This is a genomic window from Streptomyces sp. RPA4-2 (genome assembly GCF_012273515.2).
Taxonomy (GTDB): domain Bacteria; phylum Actinomycetota; class Actinomycetes; order Streptomycetales; family Streptomycetaceae; genus Streptomyces; species Streptomyces kaempferi.
In genome coordinates this window covers 878,726-899,009 of record NZ_CP050975.2, presented here as the reverse complement: position 1 = coordinate 899,009, position 20,284 = coordinate 878,726, and the positions used below count along the sequence as shown (strand labels likewise).

14 protein-coding genes and 2 pseudogenes are annotated in these 20,284 nt (G+C 70.7%); 8 read left to right on the top strand and 8 right to left on the bottom strand.

Going from position 1 to position 20,284, the window contains the following annotated elements; translation table 11 throughout:
• Positions 1-51: 51 nt before the first annotated feature.
• On the bottom strand, positions 52-957 hold the full coding sequence (locus HEP85_RS03510; RefSeq protein WP_248001821.1) for a Gfo/Idh/MocA family protein: 906 nt from the start codon (positions 955-957) through the stop codon (positions 52-54).
• A gap of 236 nt (positions 958-1,193) precedes the next feature.
• On the opposite strand from HEP85_RS03510, the gene HEP85_RS03505 reads away from it, so the two are divergent.
• The 4 genes from HEP85_RS03505 (at position 1,194) to HEP85_RS03490 (ending at position 4,982) form a co-directional block, all read left to right on the top strand.
• Entirely contained in the window at positions 1,194-1,649 is a 456-nt protein-coding gene (locus HEP85_RS03505; RefSeq protein WP_168526107.1) for a MarR family winged helix-turn-helix transcriptional regulator, read from the top strand.
• Positions 1,646-2,611 (top strand): ABC transporter ATP-binding protein, encoded by a 966-nt coding sequence (locus HEP85_RS03500; RefSeq protein ID WP_168526105.1) that lies wholly within the window; start codon positions 1,646-1,648, stop codon positions 2,609-2,611. Before HEP85_RS03505 ends, HEP85_RS03500 begins: the two co-directional genes overlap by 4 nt.
• Positions 2,571-3,431: an ABC transporter permease gene (locus HEP85_RS03495; RefSeq protein ID WP_168526103.1), complete on the top strand. Its 861-nt coding sequence runs from the start codon at positions 2,571-2,573 to the stop codon at positions 3,429-3,431. Before HEP85_RS03500 ends, HEP85_RS03495 begins: the two co-directional genes overlap by 41 nt.
• A gap of 126 nt (positions 3,432-3,557) precedes the next feature.
• Positions 3,558-4,982, top strand: coding sequence for a M1 family metallopeptidase (locus HEP85_RS03490; RefSeq protein ID WP_369657572.1), 1,425 nt, complete (start codon positions 3,558-3,560; stop codon positions 4,980-4,982).
• Between the two features lie 86 nt (positions 4,983-5,068).
• Here the strand turns inward: HEP85_RS03490 and glgB are convergent.
• The 5 genes and pseudogenes from glgB to HEP85_RS03465 form a co-directional block, all read right to left on the bottom strand.
• Positions 5,069-7,123, bottom strand: a pseudogene (gene glgB, locus HEP85_RS03485) (1,4-alpha-glucan branching enzyme).
• Positions 7,124-7,311: 188 nt separating this feature from the next.
• Positions 7,312-8,685 carry a phosphotransferase gene (locus tag HEP85_RS03480; protein WP_329525403.1) on the bottom strand — a complete coding sequence of 458 codons (1,374 nt, stop codon included), beginning with the start codon at positions 8,683-8,685 and terminating at the stop codon, positions 7,312-7,314.
• A gap of 46 nt (positions 8,686-8,731) precedes the next feature.
• Entirely contained in the window at positions 8,732-10,453 is a 1,722-nt protein-coding gene (gene treS, locus HEP85_RS03475; RefSeq protein ID WP_168526099.1) for a maltose alpha-D-glucosyltransferase, read from the bottom strand.
• The gene (locus HEP85_RS03470; protein ID WP_168526097.1) at positions 10,450-12,468 is read right to left on the bottom strand and encodes an alpha-1,4-glucan--maltose-1-phosphate maltosyltransferase; all 2,019 of its coding nucleotides are present in this window, start codon (positions 12,466-12,468) and stop codon (positions 10,450-10,452) included. The genes treS and HEP85_RS03470 overlap by 4 nt, the downstream gene beginning before the upstream one ends.
• 62 nt (positions 12,469-12,530) lie before the next feature.
• Positions 12,531-12,899 carry a DUF5133 domain-containing protein gene (locus tag HEP85_RS03465; RefSeq protein WP_168526095.1) on the bottom strand — a complete coding sequence of 123 codons (369 nt, stop codon included), beginning with the start codon at positions 12,897-12,899 and terminating at the stop codon, positions 12,531-12,533.
• 316 nt (positions 12,900-13,215) lie between these two features.
• On the opposite strand from HEP85_RS03465, the gene HEP85_RS03460 reads away from it, so the two are divergent.
• The 3 genes from HEP85_RS03460 (at position 13,216) to HEP85_RS03450 (ending at position 17,378) form a co-directional block, all read left to right on the top strand.
• A complete protein-coding gene (locus HEP85_RS03460; RefSeq protein ID WP_168526093.1) occupies positions 13,216-13,731 on the top strand; it encodes a pep a2 in 516 nt (171 codons plus the stop codon).
• Between the two features lie 4 nt (positions 13,732-13,735).
• Entirely contained in the window at positions 13,736-15,871 is a 2,136-nt protein-coding gene (glgX, locus tag HEP85_RS03455; RefSeq protein WP_168526091.1) for a glycogen debranching protein GlgX, read from the top strand.
• A gap of 109 nt (positions 15,872-15,980) precedes the next feature.
• Positions 15,981-17,378 carry an FAD-binding oxidoreductase gene (locus tag HEP85_RS03450; protein ID WP_168526089.1) on the top strand — a complete coding sequence of 466 codons (1,398 nt, stop codon included), beginning with the start codon at positions 15,981-15,983 and terminating at the stop codon, positions 17,376-17,378.
• 101 nt (positions 17,379-17,479) lie between these two features.
• Here the strand turns inward: HEP85_RS03450 and HEP85_RS03445 are convergent, their stop codons facing one another.
• On the bottom strand, positions 17,480-18,004 hold the full coding sequence (locus tag HEP85_RS03445; protein WP_168526087.1) for a hypothetical protein: 525 nt from the start codon (positions 18,002-18,004) through the stop codon (positions 17,480-17,482).
• Positions 18,005-18,421: 417 nt separating this feature from the next.
• Here HEP85_RS03445 and HEP85_RS03440 point away from each other — a divergent pair.
• Positions 18,422-18,649, top strand: a pseudogene (locus tag HEP85_RS03440) (hypothetical protein); the annotation flags it as partial.
• Between the two features lie 36 nt (positions 18,650-18,685).
• Here the strand turns inward: HEP85_RS03440 and HEP85_RS03435 are convergent.
• The gene (locus tag HEP85_RS03435; RefSeq protein WP_369657571.1) at positions 18,686-20,059 is read right to left on the bottom strand and encodes an FAD-dependent oxidoreductase; all 1,374 of its coding nucleotides are present in this window, start codon (positions 20,057-20,059) and stop codon (positions 18,686-18,688) included.
• Positions 20,060-20,284 lie beyond the last annotated feature (225 nt).

Below are 20,284 nucleotides of genomic sequence, written 5' to 3'. Positions count from 1 at the left end.
GACACCCGGTCGGTCCGCTCGGCGCCCGCCCCGGGTCCGCGCCGAGCGACGTCAGCCCGATGTCGCCTGGTCCATCAGTTTCTGCAGGTGCAGACCCCGGCGAGCGTCCAGCGGTCCGGACACCCCCGTACGTACGGCCGTCGCGAACTCCCGGCGCAGTACCGGCCAGATCTCCTCGCCGTCGAGTCCCGCGGCGTCGAACACCAGCGGCGGCTGCGGCCCGAAGAGCTCGATACGGGTGCTGCCGGGTTCCAGGTCGACCGACCCCGACAACGACGCCTGACTGACGGCCCCGTTGGCGTGCTCGCAGGTCAGCTCGATCCACCGGCGGGGGTCGCCGGTACCGCGGACGCGGACGATCGTGCCGACGGCCGCGTCCAGGAGATCCAGCAGGTGGGGACCGAGGTCGAGCAGGGCGCCGTGCTCCAGCCGCCAGGGCGTGGCGAACTCGCCGCCCAGGAAGGCTCCGTGCAGGAGACACGAACGCGCTCCGGTGATCTCGATCGCCCGCGCCGCGCTCAGGAACTCCCGGGTGGCCGGGTGGTAGCGGTTGCTCAGGACGAGCTGGGAGACGACGCCCGCCTCGGCGACGGCGTCGGCGACCCGCCGCGCCGACGCCAGATCCACCCCGAGCGGCTTCTCGAGCAGCAGAGCCTTGCCCGCCTTCGCGGCCAGGGGCGCGAGTTCCGCCTGCACCGCGGGCGGAACGGCGAACGCGACAGCCTCGCAGCCGTCGAGCAGCTCTTCGAAACGGGCAGCCGTGGCCGCTCCGTGGGGCGACGCCGTCTCACGGGCTGCTTCGGCGCGCCGCGCCCACACCGCCGTCAGTCGCGTCTCGGGTCCGGCGGCGAGGACGCGGGCGTGCACGGCCCGCGCCCAGGGCCCGGCGCCGACCAGACTGACCCTGACGGGTTCATGGGGCCACGGAAGCGAGGTGCCGGTAGCTGTCGCGGTCACTGAGGTTCTCCTTCGGCTGGTGCCCGGCGTCGGGTGGGGAAACTCCATCACGAGGCGGCCCTGTCGACCAGGGGGAACGGCCACCGGGTTGGCCGGGAGGCGGCTGCGCGCGGAATCAGGACGTGGCGCACCTCCGCAAGGATGAGGCGCACCTCCGCAAGGACGAGGCGCTCCCGCGCTTCTTCTTGACCCTCCCTTTCCCGAATTACCTCTGACACAGAGCTATTCTCGTCTCTGTGGAACCGGAGAGCTTTCCCGAGGCACTCGCCGACACCCTGGCCGGGGTGCAGCGGCTGATCCGGCGACGGCTGCGCGGCGGCATGACCGCCCCGCGGCTGCGCGGCGCCGAGGTCGACCTGTTGCGCCTGGTCATGGCACGCCCGGGCATCGGCGTGTCCGAGGCCGCCAAGGAGCTCTACCTGGCGGGCAATTCGGTCTCGACGCTGGTCAACCAACTGGCGCGGGACGGCTATCTGATCCGGGAGACGGACCCGGCCGACCGGCGTGCCGCGCGGCTCATGCCCACACCGGCGGCGGACGCACGGCTGCGCGACTGGCGAGAGCGGCGCGCGGCCCTCGTACGGAACCAGGTCGCCCGTCTCGACGAAGCCGACCGCGCGGCCCTGGAGGCCGCTCTTCCGGCCCTGCGCGAGCTGGCGGCGAACCTGCACGAGGAGGCGGAGGAGACATGACGCGCCACACGACCGGTGACAAGGGCCCGGGGGGCGACGGGGAATCGACCGCCGCCGGACCGGACGCCGGGAGCGCCCCGGCCGTGCCGGGCGGGCCCGGGACGCAGGCCGCCGTGACGGACACCGGGGCGGCCTCCCGGACGGACGCGGTGACCTGCACGGGGCTCGCCTACGCCTTCGGTGACACGACCGCGGTGGACGGACTCGAACTCTCCGTCCGCGACGGCGAGGTGTTCGGACTGCTCGGGCCCAACGGCGCCGGCAAGACGACGGCGATCCGCTGCATCACCACACTGCTGCCCGTTCCGGCCGGCACGGTCCGTGTCTTCGGACACGACGCCGCCCGTGAACGCATGGCGGTGCGCCGCCTGTTGGGCTACGTACCGCAACAGCTCTCCGCCGACTCCGGGCTCACCGGCCGGGAGAACGTGGAGCTGTTCGCGCGCGTCTTCGACGTCTCCCGCCGGGAGCGCGCGGCACGCGTCGGCCAGGCGCTCGCGGCGGTCGACCTCGTCGACGCGGCCGACCGGCTGGCCAAGACGTACTCGGGAGGCATGGTCCGCCGCCTCGAACTCGCCCAGGCACTGGTCAGCGCGCCCCGCCTGCTCATCCTCGACGAGCCGACCATCGGCCTCGACCCGATCGCCCGGACGAGCGTGTGGGAGCACATCAACGCCGTACGCGCCGCCACCGGGATGACCGTCCTCGTGACGACCCACTACATGGACGAGGCCGACCAGTACTGCGACCGGGTCGCGCTGATGCACCGCGGCCGGGTCCGCGCCCTCGGCACCCCCGACGAACTGAGGACGGGCCTCGCCGAACGGCGCGGCGCCGGGAGCGGTGAACGGCCCACGCTGGAGGACGTCTTCCGTGACATCGCCGGCAGCGGCCTCGACGACAAGTCAGGAGACTTCAGCGATGTCCGAAGCACCCGCCGTACCGCGTCCCGCGTCGGCTGACCTCGCGCACCCGGGCGGCCTCGACCTGCTCGTGGTCCCGCCCCGGGCCCGTACCGGCTGGCGGGTGCTGCCCGCCCGGGTCGGCGCGATGTGCGCGGTCGAGCTGCAGAAACTCCGGCACGACCGCACCGAGTTGTACACCCGGGCGGTGCAGCCCGCGCTGTGGCTGCTGATCTTCGGCGAGACCTTCACCCGGATCAAGGCCATACCGACCGGGGGCATCCCCTACCTCGACTATCTGGCGCCCGGCATCATCGCCCAGTCCGCGATGTTCATCGCCATCTTCTACGGCATCATGATCATCTGGGAACGGGACGCCGGAATCCTCACCAAACTCCTCGTCACACCGACCCCGCGGTCGGCGCTCATCACGGGCAAGGCCTTCGCCGCCGGGGTGAAGGCACTGATCCAGGCGCTCGTGGTCGTCGTCATCGCCGCGCTGCTCGGGGTCGCGATGACGTGGAATCCGCTGCGGCTGCTCGGCGTCGCGGTGGCCGTCGTCCTCGGTTCCGCCTTCTTCTCCTGCCTCTCGATGACCATCGCCGGCATCGTGCTCACCCGGGACCGGCTGATGGGGATCGGCCAGGCCATCACGATGCCGCTGTTCTTCGGCTCCAACGCCCTCTATCCGGTGGCCGTCATGCCCGGCTGGCTTCAGGCCGTCAGCAAGGTCAACCCCCTGAGTTACCAGGTGGACGCGTTGCGGGGCCTTCTGCTCGGCACCCACGCGCACCTGGCCCTCGACTACGGCGTCCTCGTCGTCGCCGCGGCCCTCGGCATCCTGTCCGCCTCGTCGCTGCTGGGCCGCCTGGCCCGCTGACCGCCGGGGAACCGGAACCTCCAACGGTCGGCCACGCCACGTAACTTGACCGGATGGAGAGGGTATCCGGCCGGGCGGCCTCATAGGCTGTGCGCCAGTGATCACCGTCGCCCAGGAGGAGTCAACGTGACGTCACGCCCGCAGCAGGTCACCAGACGCAGCAGCGTCCTTCGCCGGGAGGCCGTCGTGGCCGCGATCCCGGCCGCCGTCGCGGCCCTGCTCGTCGCGGCCGGTCCGGCGGCGGCCGGTCCCGTGGGCACCTCCGGCGCGGGGGACCCGTACTTCCCGCTCGCGGGCAACGGCGGTTACGACGTCGGACACTACGGCCTGACCCTCGGCTACGACCCTCGAAGCGGCCACCTCGACGGCACAGCGGTGGTCACCGCCCGGGCCACCGAGCGGCTGACCCGCTTCGACCTCGACCTCTCGGGGCTGAAGGTCACCGGTGTCACCGTCGACCACGTCAAGGCGTCCTACCGCCGGGCCGGACAGGAACTGGTGATCACCCCCCGTCACTCCCTGCGCAGGAACCAGGAGTTCCGGGTCGCCGTCACCTACTCGGGCACCCCCAAGCCGGTCACCGACCCGGACGGCTCCCCGGACGGCTGGATCCCCACCGACGACGGCGCGTTCGTGGCCGGTGAACCGCAGGGGGCCATGACGTGGTTCCCCGCCGACAACCACCCCAAGGACAAGGCCTCCTACGACTTCACGATCACCGTTCCCGACGGAACCACCGCCGTGGCCAACGGCGTTCTGCGCGGGCGGACGACCAGCCACGGCCGTACCACCTTCCGTTGGCGGCAGTCCGAGCCGATGGCCTCCTACCTCGCGACGGCGACGATCGGCAAGTTCAAGGTCGAGGAGTACACCACCGCCGACGGTCTCAAGGTCTACAACGCCGTCGACCCCCGCGAGGCGAGTGCCGCGGCACCCGTACTGAAAAAACTGCCCTCCGTGCTCGCCTGGGAGAGCGGCGTCTTCGGCCCCTACCCGTTCCGCGCCGCGGGTGCCATCGTCGACCGGGCTCCGCAGGTCGGGTACGCGCTGGAGACCCAGACGCGGCCCCTGTACGACTCGGCGCCGGACCTGAGCACTCTCGTCCACGAAAGCGCGCACCAGTGGTTCGGGGACTCCGTCGCCCTCACCACCTGGAAGGACATCTGGCTCAACGAGGGCTTCGCGACGTACGCCGAGTGGCTGTACACCGAGCAGCACGGTGGCAGGAGTGCCCAGCAGGCCTTCGACGCCCTGTACGCCAAGCCGGCCGGCAACGACCTGTGGGCGTTCGCACCGGCCGATCCCGGCAGCGGCGCGCACATCTTCGAGACGCCCGTCTACTCGCGTGGTGCCATGGCCCTGCAGAAGCTGCGCACGGCCGTCGGCGACAGGACCTTCCTGCGCATCCTGCGCACCTGGGCCACCGAGCACCGTGCCGGGCACGGCACCACCGCCGAGTTCGTCCGGCTCTCCGAGCGGTTGTCCGGCAAGGACCTCCACCCGCTGTTCCACACCTGGATCGGCACGGCGGGCAAGCCGTCCTCTCCCTGAACCACGCTTTCCCCCACCCCCCGAGGGCTTCCGTCGCGTCCGGTGCACGGCGACGAGCCCTTCGGGCGGGCGGGTCGCGGCCGGGGTCAGGCGGGGCGCAGCCAGACCGTGCTGAGCGGGGGAGCGTCAGCCGGATGCTCGCTTCACGGCCGTGCGCGGGCCGGGATTCGGCCTTGACGACGTCGGGGTTGGTGACGTCGCTTCCGCCGTACCGGGCGCTGTCGGTGTTGAGGGTCTCACGCCAACCGGGGACGGAATCGGGGACGCCGAGGCGGTAGGCGTGGCGGACGACCGGGGAGAAGTTGCTCACGGCGAGGAGAGGGTTGCCGTCGCCGTCGTGACGCAGGAAGGCGAAGACGTTGTCGTCGGCGGCGTCACCGGTGATCCAGGCGAAGCCGGCGGGGTCCGTGTCGCGCTGCCAGAGCGCGGGCGTGTGGCGGTAGACGGTGTTGAGGTCGCGGACCAGGTCCTTGACCCCGCGGTGGTCGGCCTCGGCCCCGTACCCGGGGTCCAGGAGCCACCAGTCGGGCCCCTGGGCTTCGGACCATTCGGCGCCCTGGGCGAACTCCTGTCCCATGAAGAGGAGTTGTTTGCCGGGGTGGGCCCACATGAAGCCGAGGTAGGCCCGACTGGTGGCGCGTTGCTGCCACCAGTCGCCGGGCGCCTTGGAAGCGAGTGACTTCTTGCCGTGGACGACCTCGTCGTGGGAGATGGGCAGGACGTAGTTCTCGCTGTAGGCGTAGACCATCGAGAACGTCATCTCGTGGTGGTGGTATTTGCGGTGGACGGGCTCGTGCTGGAGATACTCCAGTGAGTCGTGCATCCACCCCATGTTCCACTTCAGCCCGAATCCCAGCCCCCCGTCCGAGGTCGCCCGGGTGACGCCGTCCCAGGCGGTGGATTCCTCGGCGATGGTGACGACGCCGGGGTTGCGGCGGTAGACGGTGGCGTTCATCTCCTGGAGGAAGGCGACGGCGTCGAGGTTCTCCCGGCCGCCGTGTTCGTTGGGTGTCCACTGGCCGGGTTCGCGGGAGTAGTCGAGGTAGAGCATGGAGGCGACGGCGTCGACGCGGAGTCCGTCGATGTGGAATTCCTGGCACCAGTAGACGGCGTTGGCGACGAGGAAGTTGCGGACCTCGCGGCGTCCGAAGTCGAATTCGAGGGTGCCCCAGTCGGGGTGGGCGGCGCGTTGGGGGTCGGCGTGTTCGTAGAGGGGCGTCCGTCGAATGCGGCGAGGCCCATTCGTCGCGGGGGAAGTGGGCGGGGACCCAGTCCATGAGGACGCCGATGCTTACCTGGTGGAGGGCGTCGACGAGGTGTTTGAAGTCGTCGGGGGTGCCGAGGCGGGCGGTGGGGGCGTAGAAGCCGGTGACCTGGTATCCCCAGGAGCCGCCGAAGGGGTGTTCGGCGACGGGCATGAGTTCGACGTGGGTGAAGCCGAGGTCGGCGACGTAGGCGGGGAGCTGCTGGGCCAATTGACGGTACGTCAGGCCGGGTCGCCAGGACGCCAGATGCACCTCGTAGACGGAGAACGGCGCCTCGTGGGCGGGGCGCTCGCCCCGGCCCGCCATCCACTCCTCGTCGTGCCAGGTGTGGTGCGAGGTGTGCACGATCGACGATGTGCGCGGCGGGACCTCGGTGCGGCGGGCCATCGGGTCGGCGCGCAGGGTGCGGGTGCCGTCGGGGCGGGTGATCTCGAACTTGTAGAGCTCGCCCTCGCCGATGCCGGGCACGAACAGCTCCCAGACGCCCGTGGAGCCGAGCGACCGCATCGGATACCCCGTGCCGTCCCAGTGCGAGAACGGTCCGCAGACCCTGACCCCCTGGGCGTTCGGGGCCCACACGGTGAAGCGGGTGCCGGTCACGCCCTGATGGGTCATGGGGTGAGCGCCCAGCGCCCGCCAGAGTTCCTCGTGTCGGCCCTCGCCGATCAGATGCAGGTCCGTCTCACCCAACGCGGGCAGGAATCGGTACGGGTCATGCACCTCGGACTCGCGGCCCGCGTACGTCACCGACACCCCGTACTCGGGGATCGTGTCGAGAGGCAGCACGGCGGCGAAGAGGCCGTCGCCGATGTCCGTCAGCGCGGTACGCCGCCCGCCGACCACCACGGCCACGGCCTCGGCGTACGGACGCAGCACGCGGAACACGACACCGCCCGGCACCTCGTGGGCTCCGAGCACTGCGTGCGGATCGTGGTGGGTGCCCGACAACAGACGCGCGCGGTCCGCCGCCTCCAACGGGGCCACCGGCCCCGCGCCGACAGTGGTGGTGGAAACGGCCACGGCTTCATCCTCCTCGAGAGCGAACACGGAACAGGGCTGGGTCATCAGAGACCCTCGGAGAGACGAGCGACCGCCGCCATCGGAACAGGCAGCCAGTCGGGCCGGTGGCGGGCCTCGTACAGCACTTCGTACACGGCCCGGTCCGTCTCGTACGCGCGCAGCAGCTCGGGCTCCTCGTGCGGATCCCAGGCAGCCGCGGCGGCGTAGCCGGCCCCGTACGCCTCCCGGCAGCGGTGCGCCCACTCCGGGCGCCAGGGACGGCGGGAACGCGCGGCGTAGTCGAAGGAGCGCAGCATGCCCGCGACATCGCGGACGGGCGACTGCAGGCGCCGTCGCTCGAGGACCGGACGGGCCGGCTCGCCCTCGAAGTCGATGACGGACCACTGGCGCCCGGCCCTCAGTACCTGGCCGAGGTGGAGGTCGCCGTGGATCCGCTGAGACGGCCGCGCCGCGACGTCGAGTGACGCGAGGGCGTCGAAGGCGGAACGCAATCCCGGTACATATCGGCAGAGTTGGGGTACCGCCTGGGCCGTGGCCTCGAGGCGCTCACTCATCGCGGCGGCGAGCCGTTCGTGCTGGAGCGGGCTCGGCGCGTCGACGGGGAAGGCTGTCGCCAGTGCCAGATGCACCTCGGCGGTGGCTCGTCCCAGTTCGTACGCCTCCTCGGTGAACTCCCGGTCCGAGGCGAGTGACTTCAGCGCCAGGGTCCAGCCGTCGGCGGCGCCCGGCAGGAACGGCTGGAGCACCCCCAGCGTCGCCTCCCGGGGCTGCGAGGTGCCGAACCACGCCGCGGGGGCGGGTACCCGGGTACAGCCCTGCCGGGCCAGTGCCCACGGCAGTTCCAGGTCCGGGTTGATGCCCGGCTGGACGCGGCGGAAGAACTTCAGGATGAAGGAGTCCCCGTACACGAGCGAGGAGTTCGACTGCTCGGCGTCGAGCAGCCGCGGAGCGAGGCCGGCCGGGACCGTCACGCGCGCGTCGCGCTCGAAGAGCAGCGGCCCCGCTGCCCCCGGAGTACGCAGCCGTTCCAGGAGCAGCCCCGTCGCCCGCGGGTCGTGGAGCGCGTCGTAGACACTCATGTCGGCCAGCGGTCCCGCGCTCGCGCGGCCGATGAAGGCATGGGCGAGCCGGGGCGGCAGGACCTTCCGCGCGCCGAGGAGGAGCTGATAGCAGTCGTCGGCCGGGGGAGTGCCGGATCCGCTGTGGGTGGTCCGGCCCAGGTGTTCGGTGTGTACCAGGAGATGCAGACATCCCGGATACAGCTCGGTCGACGACGCCACGCTCAGGCCGGTGACCGGGCGTCCCTTGCCCGCGAACCAGCGTTGCCGCGGCAGCCACTCCCGCAGCAGATCACCGAGGGAGGTGAGCAGCGCGGCGGGGGCGTGGCGGCCCGGACGGTGCAACGCGGTCTTCGGCATGGCGACACGTCCTTTCAGAGGCAGGCGATCTTTGCCGGGCGATGGCTCAGGGCCGATTGACGGCGCCCGGGGCGACCGCGCGGCGAAGCCGGAACCAGTAGAAGCCGTGGCCTGCGAGGGTGAGCAGGTAGGGGAGTTCACCGATGGCGGGGAAGCGGACCCCGCCGATGAGCTCGACGGGGTGCCGGCCGTTGAACGTCCCCAGGTCGAGTTCGGTGGGCTGGGCGAAGCGGGAGAAGTTGTGCACGCACAGCACCAGGTCGTCCTTGTACTCCCGCAGGAAGGCGAGGACTGCGGGGTTGGAGGAGGGGAGTTCGGTGTAGGAGCCGAGGCCGAAGGCCTTGTTCTGTTTGCGGATCTCGATCATGCGGCGGGTCCAGTGCAGGAGCGACGAGGGTGAGGACATCGACGCTTCGACGTTGGTGACCTGGTAGCCGTAGACGGGGTCCATGATCGTGGGCAGGAAGAGGCGGCCGGGGTCGCTGGAGGAGAATCCGGCGTTGCGGTCGGGGGTCCACTGCATGGGGGTGCGGACGGCGTCGCGGTCGCCGAGCCAGATGTTGTCGCCCATGCCGATCTCGTCCCCGTAGTAGAGGATCGGGCTGCCCGGGAGGGACAGGAGCAGGGCGGTGAAGAGTTCGATCTGGTTGCGGTCGTTGTCGAGCAGGGGGGCCAGCCGACGGCGGATGCCGATGTTGGCGCGCATGCGCGGGTCCTTGGCGTACTCCGCGTACATGTAGTCGCGTTCCTCGTCGGTGACCATTTCGAGGGTGAGCTCGTCGTGGTTGCGCAGGAAGATGCCCCACTGGCAGTTGTTGGGGATCGCGGGGGTCTTGGCGAGGATCTCCGAGACGGGGTAGCGGGATTCGCGGCGGACGGCCATGAAGATGCGGGGCATGACGGGGAAGTGGAAGGCCATGTGGCACTCGTCGCCGCCGGAGGGGAAGTCGCCGAAGTAGTCGACGACGTCCTCGGGCCACTGGTTCGCCTCGGCCAGCAGCACCGTGTCCGGGTAGTGCGTGTCGATCTCCTTGCGCACCCGCTTCAGGAACTCGTGCGTTGGCGGAAGGTTCTCGCAGTTGGTTCCCTCGACCTGGTACAGGTACGGCACGGCGTCGAGGCGGAACCCGTCGATGCCGAGATCCAGCCAGAAGCGGAGGGCCGCGAGAATCTCCTCCTGGACGGCGGGGTTCTCGTAGTTGAGGTCGGGCTGGTGGGAGAAGAAGCGGTGCCAGTAGTACTGCTTGCGGACCGGGTCGAAGGTCCAGTTGGAGGCCTCGGTGTCGACGAAGATGATCCGGGCGTCCTGGTACTGCTTGTCGTCGTCGGCCCAGACGTAGTAGTCGCCGTAGGGTCCGTCGGGGTTGGCGCGGGACTCCTGGAACCACGGGTGCTGGTCGCTGGTGTGGTTCATGACGAAGTCGATGACGATGCGCATGCCGCGCTGGTGGGCGGCGTCGACGAATTCGACGAAGTCGGCGAGGTCGCCGAATTCGGGGAGTACGGCGGTGTAGTCGGAGACGTCGTAACCGCCGTCCCGCAGGGGGGACTTGAAGAACGGGGGCAGCCAGAGGCAGTCGACGCCGAGCCATTGGAGGTAGTCGAGTTTCGCGGTGAGGCCCTTGAGGTCACCGACGCCGTCGCCGTTGCTGTCCTGGAAGGAGCGGACCAGGACCTCGTAGAAGACGGCGCGTTTGAACCATTCGGGGTCGCGGTCCTTGGCCGGGGTGTCCTCGAAGGTGTCCGGTACGGGCTCGTTGACGATCATATGGTGGGTGACCCTCCGATGTGCGGTGCCGGTCCGACGGCGAGCACATGCGCACGGCCCGGCTCCAGTCGGACGAAGTTGGTCCTGCCCCAGTGGTACGTCTCGCCGGTCAGCTCGTCATGCACCGGCACGCGCTCGTCCCGGTCCAGGCCGATGCGCGGCATGTCCAACGAGACCGTGGCCTCCTGGGTGTGGTGGGGGTCGAGGTTGACCACCACCACAACCGTGTTCGAGCCCGTGCGCTTGCTGTACGCGATCAGGGCATCGTTGTCGGCTTGGTGGAAGTGAAGGTTGCGCAGTGCGCGCAGGGCGTCGTGGCGCCTTCGGATCCGGTTCAGGCTGGTGATCAGCGGGGCGATCGTCCTGCCCTCGCGCGCGGCCGACTCCCAGTCACGCGGCCGCAGTTGGTACTTCTCCGAGTCGAGGTACTCCTCGCTGTCCGGCCCGGCCGCGGTGTTCTCGCACAGCTCGTACCCCGCGTAGACGCCCCAGGCGGGTGACAGGGTGGCGGCCAGCACGGCCCGTGCCTCGAAAGCGGGCCGTCCGCCGCGCCGGAGGTAGCCGGGCAGGATGTCGGGGGTGTTGACGAAGAAGTTGGGCCGCATGAAGGCGGCGCTCTCGCCCGACAGCTCGGTGAGGTAGTCGGTCAGCTCCTGCTTGGTGTTGCGCCAGGTGAAGTACGTGTACGACTGCTGGAAACCGACCGTCGCCAGCCTCTCCATGATCGCGGGCCGGGTGAACGCCTCGGCCAGGAAGATCACGTCCGGGTCCCTGCGGTTGATCTCGGCGATGACCCGCTCCCAGAAGACCACCGGCTTGGTGTGCGGGTTGTCCACGCGGAAGATCCGGACACCGTGATCCATCCAGAAGCGCAGCAGCCGCACGCACTCGGCGATCAGCCCCGGCATGTCCTGGTCGAAGGCGATCGGGTAGATGTCCTGGTACTTCTTCGGCGGGTTCTCCGCGTACGCGATCGTGCCGTCGGCGCGGTGCTGGAACCACTCCGGATGCTTCTCCACCCACGGGTGGTCGGGGGAGCACTGGAGCGCGAAATCGAGGGCGACCTCGAGACGCAGATCCGCCGCCCGGCGGACGAACGCGTCGAAGTCGTCGATGGTGCCGAGAGCCGGGTGGATCGCGTCGTGGCCGCCCTCCGGAGAGCCGATCGCCCACGGCACACCGACGTCCCGACGGCTCGCCGACAGGCTGTTGTTGGGGCCCTTGCGGAAGGTCGTGCCGATGGGGTGGACCGGCGGGAGGTAGACGACGTCGAAGCCCATCTCCGCGATGGCGGGCAGGCGTTCGGCGGCGGTGCGGAACGTGCCGTGGGCGGACGGGTCCAGCTGTCCGCTCTCCGAACGCGGGAAGAACTCGTACCAGGAGCCGTACAGCGCCCGCTCGCGCTCCACGAGCAGAGGCAGCGGCAGCGAGCGGGAGACCCGTTCGCGCAGTGGGTGGGCGGACAGAACGGAGGTCACCTCAGGGGTCAGGGCGGCCGCGAGACGGGTGGCCGGTGGCTGCGACGCGTCGCGCAGGCCTTCGGCCGAGGCCCGTACCGCCGACCGTCCGTCCGGGTCCGGTACACCGGCCGCGGCGCGCTCGAACAGCGCGGCGCCCTCTTCCAGGATCAGCTCCGTGTCGATGCCGGCCGGGACCTTGATGCCGGCGGCCAGGCGCCAGGCGGCCACCGGGTCGCTCCAGGACTCCACCAGGTACGTCCAGTGGCCCACGGAATCCGGCGTGACCTCGGCGCCCCACCGGTCGGTACCGGGAGCGAGCTCGCGCATCGGGGTCCAGGGGCCGGCCAGCCCCGTCGGATCGCGCAGGACGACATTGGCGCCGACCACGTCGTGGCCCTCACCGAAGACGGTCGCGGTGACCTGGAAGCTCTCCCCGCAGACCGCCTTGGCGGGGCGACGCCCGCACTCGACCACCGGGTGGACGTCGACGACCGGGATCCGGTCGACCGGAGTGGGGTCGACCGGGTCACGGCCGTCGGCCGGGTGTGCGTCCATGTCGTTCGCCTCCGCCGTTCTCGATCGCGCCTGCCGTTCACAGCTGTCCGGGAACGTCCCGATCACTGCCCCGTCTCAGGGACACCCCCCGGCCGTACGGCCCGTTCAGCCGGCCTGAAGGCCGTGACCGTCCCGGGAGTCCGCGGACGGCGTGCTCCCGTCCCGTACGTGGTGGCCGAAGCCGACGCCGCCGAGGGGGCGGCCTGCGCCTTCGAAGTGCCCAAAGCCCGCGCACCGCCGCGCAGATACTGCTCGGCGGCGTCCACGGCCTCCCGCGCGCAGCGCTTCCCCATCAGGACGCACAGGGTGTACCCCGAGTTCTCGAAGTCGTCCCGCACCGCGTGGTCCATGGGGGCCACGAGCAGCAGACGTTCCCAGGCCCGGTATTCCTCCAGGTGCCTGGCGACCTCGGCTTTGGCAGGCAGCAGCATGGCGCTGGTCACCTTTCCACTCTCCAGGACTGCGCACGGGCCCGTCCGGCTGGTGCGGGGCGGGCGTGTACAGAGGGGCACCGGCCTGTCATCGAGGCCGGCGCCCTCACTCATGGTGCCTGTGTCACCACGAAGCGTCTTGTTGGCTGTTCAACTACACCAGGAGCGGTCAGGAGTGCTCTCGTGTTGCACGAACGGAGTAGCACTCGCATCCTTGGACTTACTCAGGAGCGACCAACACTCACGCTTCGTATTCGGGGCTCGTCCGGAAAGGACGAGAGGGAGCAGGAGCTTCGCCGGTGAGGAGCCAACGAAGATGAAATCTGCAGTTCCCTGCTACTACCACCTCGACGTCGAGGTCAATCCGGACCGAGTGGGACAGGTCAGACGCATTATGGCCGCCCATCTCCGGTACTGGAACCTCGAGTTCCTCGTCGAGTCCGTCTGCCACTGCGCCGAATCGCTGCTGGACACCATCGCCCAGCACTCGGCCGACAAGAACACGACCGTCGAGATGTGGTGGAACGGCAAACACCTCATCACCGCCGTCTCGGACAACGACCAGGACATCCGCCCGCACAACGCACCCCAGGGCTGTCTCGCACGAATCGCCGCCCTGAGTGACAACTGGGGCTGCTGTGCCACGGGCGCGGGCGGAAAGATCATCTGGTTCTCCTGGCGGGCCCGTTCCGCCGAACGCGCCCCCCTGGTCCCGGTCGGCCCCGTGCCGAGCCTGCGGGAGGCGTGCCGGACACCCCGGGCGCTGTCGTTGCCCGTGCCCGCCTTCGCGGCGGCACGAAACGACACGGAGGCCGCGATCACCGTACGGTGATCAGGTGCGCACCTGGACCGGACGCCCGTACCCGCTGGGGGCGTCATACGACGGCGAAGGCACCAACTTCGCCCTGTTCACCGAAGCCGCCGAACGGGTCGACCTCGTTCTGGTCGATGACGACGGTGCCTCGCGCACCGTCACGATGACCGAGGTCGACGGATACGTGTGGCACTGCCGACTGCCCGATGTCGGGCCGGGCCGCCGCTACGGCTACCGGGTCCACGGACCGTGGGACCCGGACGCCGGACACCGTTGCAACCCGGCCAAGCTGCTCCTCGACCCGTACGCGAAAGCGGTCGACGGACAGATCGACAACGACGCCTCGCTCTACGAGCGGGCGGCCGACGGGCCCGATCCCGCGGACAGCGCCGGGCACACCATGCTCGGCGTGGTGACCGATCCGGCCTTCGACTGGGGCGAGGACCGTCCACCGCTGCGGCCGTACGCCGAGACGGTGATCTACGAGGCCCATGTGCGCGGTCTGACCCGAACCCACCCGGACATCCCCGCCGAACTGCGCGGTACCTACGCGGGCCTGGCCCATCCGGCCGTCGTCGGGCATCTGACCTCGCTCGGCGTGACCGCGGTCGAGCTGATGCCGGTGCACCAGTTCACCCAGGACGGCTTCCTGCGGGACAGGGGCCTGTCCAACTACTGGGGCTACAACACCATCGGCTTCTTCGCCCCGCACCACGCCTACGCGGCGCACGGCACCCGCGGAGAGCAGGTCACCGAGTTCAAGTCGATGGTCAAGGCGCTGCACGCGGCGGGCCTGGAGGTGATCCTCGACGTCGTCTACAACCACACCGCCGAGGGCAACGAGAACGGCCCCACGCTCTCCTTCCGCGGCATCGACAACGCCTCCTACTACCGTCTGGTGGAGGGGGACGCCGCGCACTACTACGACACCACCGGCACCGGGAACAGCCTGCTGACGCGGCACCCGAACGTACTGCAGCTGATCATGGACTCGCTGCGGTACTGGGTGACGGAGATGCACGTCGACGGATTCCGCTTCGATCTGGCGGCCACGCTCGCGCGGCAGTTCCACGACGTGGACCGGATCTCGGCGTTCTTCGACCTGATCCAGCAGGATCCGGTCGTCGGACGTGTGAAGCTGATCGCCGAGCCATGGGACCTCGGCGACGGCGGCTACCAGGTCGGCAACTTCCCGCCCCTGTGGTCGGAGTGGAACGGCAAGTACCGGGACACGGTAAGGGACTTCTGGCGCTCCGGCGAACACACGCTCGGTGAGTTCGCCTCCCGCCTGACCGGATCCGCCGACCTCTACCAGCACGACCGGCGCCGGCCGCGCGCGGGAATCAACTTCGTCACCGCGCACGACGGATTCACCCTGCGCGACCTCGTCTCGTACGACGACAAGCACAACGAGGCCAACGGCGAGGGCGACCGGGACGGCGAGAGCGTCAACCGTTCCTGGAACTGCGGTGCCGAGGGCCCCACCGACGACGAGGCGATCCTCGAACTCCGCGCCCGCCAGCAGCGCAACCTGCTCACCACCCTGCTGCTCTCCCAGGGCATCCCGATGCTCGCGCACGGCGACGAACTGGGCCGCACGCAGCAGGGCAACAACAACGCCTACTGCCAGGACAACGAACTGTCCTGGATCGACTGGCGACTGGACGACGAGCAGCGCGAACTCATCGAGTTCACCCGGCGTGCAGTGGCGCTGCGCGCCGCTCACCCCGTGCTGCGTCGCCGCCGCTTCTTCCTCGGCGACACGGCCACGCACGAGCGTCAACCGCTGCCCGACCTGGTGTGGCTGCGGCCGGACGCGCGCGAGATGACGGACGCGGACTGGCGGCGCGCCGACGCGCACGCCGTCGCCGTGTTCCTCAACGGCGACGCGATCGCCGAGCCCGACCCGTACGGCGGCGCGGTGGTCGACGACTCCTTCCTGCTGCTCCTGAACAGCTACTGGGAGCCGGTCGTCTTCCGCCTTCCGGGTGCCGAATACGGTGAACGATGGACGGCACGGATCGACACCGCCGACCCCGCGGTCCTCCCCGACGAGCGGGAGCGCAAGGCCGATACCGACGTCCACCTCGAAGCACGCAGTCTGCTGCTGCTGTCCAGGTCCCCGCGGGCCGCCGAAGGCGACACCACCGGCAGCTGAGCCGGGTGCGCCGAGCAGAACGGGCGCCGTGCACCCATCGGAGTGACACTGGAGCGAGGACCCCGGCCACCGGGGTCCCCGCAACCGGCCCCGGACCCGGGGGATGCGCATGTCCATCACGCCGGCACAGGCAGCGCGACAGGAGCTGACCGGATTCGAGGGTCGGCTGACCGGACCCGACGACCCCGGGTACGACCGGGCGCGCACGGTCTACAACGCGATGATCGACCGGCGGCCCGCCCTGGTGGCGCGCTGCACCGCACCCGAGGACGTCTCGTCGGTCGTCGGCTTCGCCCGCGACCACGGGCTGCCCCTCGCCGTGCGCGGCGGGGGGCATCACGGCGCGGGCCTGGGAGTCTGCGACGACGGCGTGGTGCTCGACCTCGCACCGCTGAAGGACGTCGAGGTGGACCCGAAGGCCCGCACGGCACGCGTCGGCGGCGGCTGTGTGTGGAGCGAGGTCGACCGTGCCACCCACGAGCACGGCCTGGCCACGCCCGCCGGCATCGTCTCCACGACGGGAGTCGGCGGTCTCACGCTGGGCGGAGGCCTCGGGCACCTCACCCGCGCCCACGGGCTGACCGTCGACAACCTCCTGGAGGCCGACCTCGTCCTGGCGAGCGGTGATCAGGTGCGGGCGAGCGCCACCGAGAATCCCGATCTGTACTGGGCGATCCGCGGGGGCGGCGGCAACTTCGGAGTCGTCACCTCGTTCCTCTTCCGGCTGCACGAGGTGAGCACGGTCGTCGCCGGACCCACCTTCTGGCCCGCCGAACTCGGCGCCGACGTCCTGGCCGCCTACCGCGACTTCATCCCGCACGCGCCCCGCGAGCTGAACGGCTTCTTCATGTTCGGATCCGTCCCGCCCGCCCCGCCGTTCCCCGAGGAGCTCCGTCTACGCGGTGTCTGCGGCGTCATGTGGTGCCGCGTCGGGGACGACACGGAGCTCGCGGCCACGGAGATGGCGCCCCTCCTCTCCGCGCTGCCCGCACCGCTGCTGCACGCACCGGCGCCGATGCCCCACCCCGTACTGCAGTCGGCCTTCGACGCGGTCTATCCCCCCGGTGACCAGTGGTACTGGCGCGCGGACTTCGTCGACGAGATCCCCGACGAGGCCGTCGCACTGCACGCCAGGTTCGGTGCCGAACCGCCGACCTGGAAATCGGGGATGCACCTGTACCCGATCGACGGCGCTGTCCACGACGTCGCGCCGACGGACACCGCCTGGGGCTACCGCGACACGGGCTGGGCCTCCGTCTTCGCGGGCGTCGACTCCGACCCGGCCAACGCGGAACTCGTGAAGAACTGGAGCGTCGAGTACTCCGACGCACTGCACCCGTACTCCGCGGGCGGGGCCTATGTGAACATGATGATGGACGAAGGACAGGAGAGGGTGCGGGCCGGCTACCGCGGGAACCACCCCCGCCTCGCCCGGACCAAGGCCGCCTACGACCCGGCCAATCTCTTCCGCGTCAACCAGAACATCCAGCCGGTGCAAGGGGCCTGAGGCAGGGCCTGCGGACCACACCGTCCTGGCCGGGGTACGGCCGATTGTCCGCCACTCGGTGTCTCCCGCCGTTCGGCAGGCGATCGGCCGCCGACCGGCCGTCAGTTCACCTGTGGGCGCGCCTGGTTGCTGGTGGGCGCGGGCGCGGGTTCGCGGACCGGGAGGCCACTGTCACGGGCGTCGAGGGTGATGACGGGGACGTGCCGGCCGAGGGTGCGCAGAGCGCGCCCGAATCCCTCCACGGCCTCGGCGTCGTCCGTCTCGCCCGTCACATGGAGGAGGGCGCCGTCGCGTTCCGCCACCGCCTCGGCGAAATCGAGGGCCTGGATCCAGGTCACCCGGGAACGCCCGCGGCGCAGCGGACCGTAGACCAGTTCATGGACGAGACTTCCGTCGACGGCCAACCGGCCCGGTGCGGCGAGGAGTTCACGGTACGGCTGGGTGGGGTCCACATGGTGCAGCGGTCCGCGGGCACGCCGGACGAGGAACCCCTGGCGGGCCAGTCCGGCGATCAGGGCGCCCCGGCCGATGCCGTCGGGGCCTTCGACGACGAGGGTCCGGCACTGCGCGAGGGCGTGGCGGAGAGTGTGGTGGAGGGCCTGGTGCGGAACCTGGTGGAAGGTCATTCCCGCACCTCGGAACAAGGGCCGGTGCGCATGCCGCTCCCTCCAGGAGGACCGATCCCCCCAGTGTCGCCGGACAGCCCGCGCGGCGGGAGTGTGCGGGCGGGATGTCCGGTTGTGCGGACGTAGTGGTGCGGCCCCGGCGGACGCGCTCCAGCGCGTTGACGTACTCGTAGGTCGGCAACAGGTACGGCCCACAGGGGGGTTCACGGAGGCGGGCCCAGCCCGCCTCGCGGACCGGACGAATACATCGGATCGCCGGTTGCGTGCCGAGCCCGGCGGACACCATAGTGATCGAGTGACCGCCGCACAGGCAGCAGCGAAGACCGCACAACTGCGCTTCCTCGTAAGGGAATTGACCTGCCGACAGACGGGGCGCGGCACCGCAGGCGACCGTGATGCGAGACCTGCACCGTCACCGTGACCGACGGACGACCGAGCGGCGCGGCCAAGGGCCCCGCCGGGGCCAACACGGCACTGGCGGCCGCCCTGAAGGACGCGGGCTGCTCCTACGCCTCCCTCGCCCTGCGGGTCAACGAACTGGGCCGCCGCCAGGGCAGCGACTCCCACTACGACAAGGCGTCGGTCACCCGCTGGTTACAGGGCCAGCAACCGCGCGGCACCACACCGGGGTTGATCGCCGCCGTACACCGGAGCGCCGGGGACGGGATGCCGGGCAAGCGCTCAGCCCGGGATGAGCGCATCCCACTGATCACGGGTCGGACCGTCGTGCTTCGGCGAGAAGTCGGGGTGGGCGGCCAGCCAGGCGGAGACGTGCCGCTCCACTTCGTCGGTGCCGTAGGCGTCCTGGGCCGGCCGCAGGAGATGGCGTACCTGGGCCCGGGCTCTCATGACGACGGGATCGTCGAAGGCGCAGGCCGCCCGGGCGGCGGCCCGCCGATCCGAGAGCGGCGAGCTCTCGGCGAGGCGTTGCCCGTCGGCCCGGTCGGCCGCCACCTGCGCGTCGAACCACGGGCGGAGGGCCTGTGCTGTCCAGGTGTGGTACCCGAGGGGGTCCGCGGCTATCCGGTCGGCATGGGTGGCGAGGTGCTGGGCGGCGCGCAGGCCGAGGGCCACGCCATGGCCGAAGGTGGGGTTGGTGTGGATGAGGCTGTCCCCGGCGTTGACCAGGCCGGTGACGACAGGTCCTTCATCGTCGGCGAGGCCGGTCCAGCGGTTGTCCAGGCCGGCCATCGGCAGGACCGCCGACCGTGGTTCGGGGGCCAGGTCGAGCCACGCGGCGGTGGCGGGGAAGCGGCGGGCGACGGCCTCGAACACGGCGGGGTCGGTGAGCGCGCCGCGGGTCGGATCACCCGTGGAGAGCACCAGGCTCACCGCGAAGGTGTCGTTGTCGGAAGGGAAGACACCGGCGAGCGCGAACGGTGCCGCCGAGCCGGTCTTCACCCGCCCGGGGTCATGGGGGCCCTCGGCACGCAGGCGGTACCAGCGGCACAGGTAGGCGATCCCGGTGCGATGGCTGTCGACCACCGGCGGGCGGCAACCGGCCGCGATCAGCCACCCTGGCACCGGTGAGCGGCGCCCGGACGCATCGACGACGAGGTCCGCCCGGTGCGTTTCCGCTCCCACCCGCACGCCGGTCACCCGGGCCGGCCGGCCCTCCCTCATGAGGAGACCGCGCACCCGGCGGCCTCCTCGCACCACAACGGTGCGCTCCCTCCGCACGGCCGCGGTCAAGGCGGCCTCCAGCACGATGCGACGGGTGCGCAGGGTCACCAAGTCCTCGTCGCCGGCCCGATGCGGCGGATGCGCGCCGAACCAGTCGAACTCGTGGTACTCCCGGGCTCCACGTGCCAGCAGGTCCGCGTAGACATCCGGGGTCTCGGCGCGCAGGACGGTGCGCACGGGCGCGAGGAGCGAGTGGGGCTGGACGGCCTGCGGGCATCGAGGCCTGTCCCAGTGGAAGAAGTCCTGGTTCAGGTCCTCTCCGGCCTGCCTCGCGTCCTGCTCGAACAACGTGACCGCGTGGCCGCGCCGACCGAGCATGAGCGCCGTCCCCAGCCCGCTGATACCCCCACCGATCACCGCAACCCGCGCCACTGAACTCCCCTTCGCGTCGTGTTGCGCAACGAGCCTACTGTTTGGCGATCTTGGCGTCGGTGTCGGGGAGTCGTGCGGGCGCGCGGGGAGGCGGAGGGGGCCGCACGGGATCGGCCGTATCGGGCGCACGGCCGGGTTCCCCGCTCGCGGCGCCGAAGCTGAGCCGCCGCACGACGCCCCGTGCGGTCCGGCCGGTGAACTGTTCGCCAACGCGGTCGGACACGG

Coding starts and splice junctions, on each gene's coding strand:
- HEP85_RS03465 (WP_168526095.1), bottom strand. CDS start 12,899: ATGCTGCTGCCTGCCAAAGCCGAGGTCGCCAGGCACCTGGAGGAATAC.
- HEP85_RS03460 (WP_168526093.1), top strand. CDS start 13,216: ATGAAATCTGCAGTTCCCTGCTACTACCACCTCGACGTCGAGGTCAAT.
- treS (WP_168526099.1), bottom strand. CDS start 10,453: ATGATCGTCAACGAGCCCGTACCGGACACCTTCGAGGACACCCCGGCC.
- HEP85_RS03470 (WP_168526097.1), bottom strand. CDS start 12,468: ATGGACGCACACCCGGCCGACGGCCGTGACCCGGTCGACCCCACTCCG.
- HEP85_RS03495 (WP_168526103.1), top strand. CDS start 2,571: ATGTCCGAAGCACCCGCCGTACCGCGTCCCGCGTCGGCTGACCTCGCG.
- HEP85_RS03450 (WP_168526089.1), top strand. CDS start 15,981: ATGTCCATCACGCCGGCACAGGCAGCGCGACAGGAGCTGACCGGATTC.
- HEP85_RS03500 (WP_168526105.1), top strand. CDS start 1,646: ATGACGCGCCACACGACCGGTGACAAGGGCCCGGGGGGCGACGGGGAA.
- HEP85_RS03445 (WP_168526087.1), bottom strand. CDS start 18,004: ATGACCTTCCACCAGGTTCCGCACCAGGCCCTCCACCACACTCTCCGC.
- HEP85_RS03480 (WP_329525403.1), bottom strand. CDS start 8,685: ATGCCGAAGACCGCGTTGCACCGTCCGGGCCGCCACGCCCCCGCCGCG.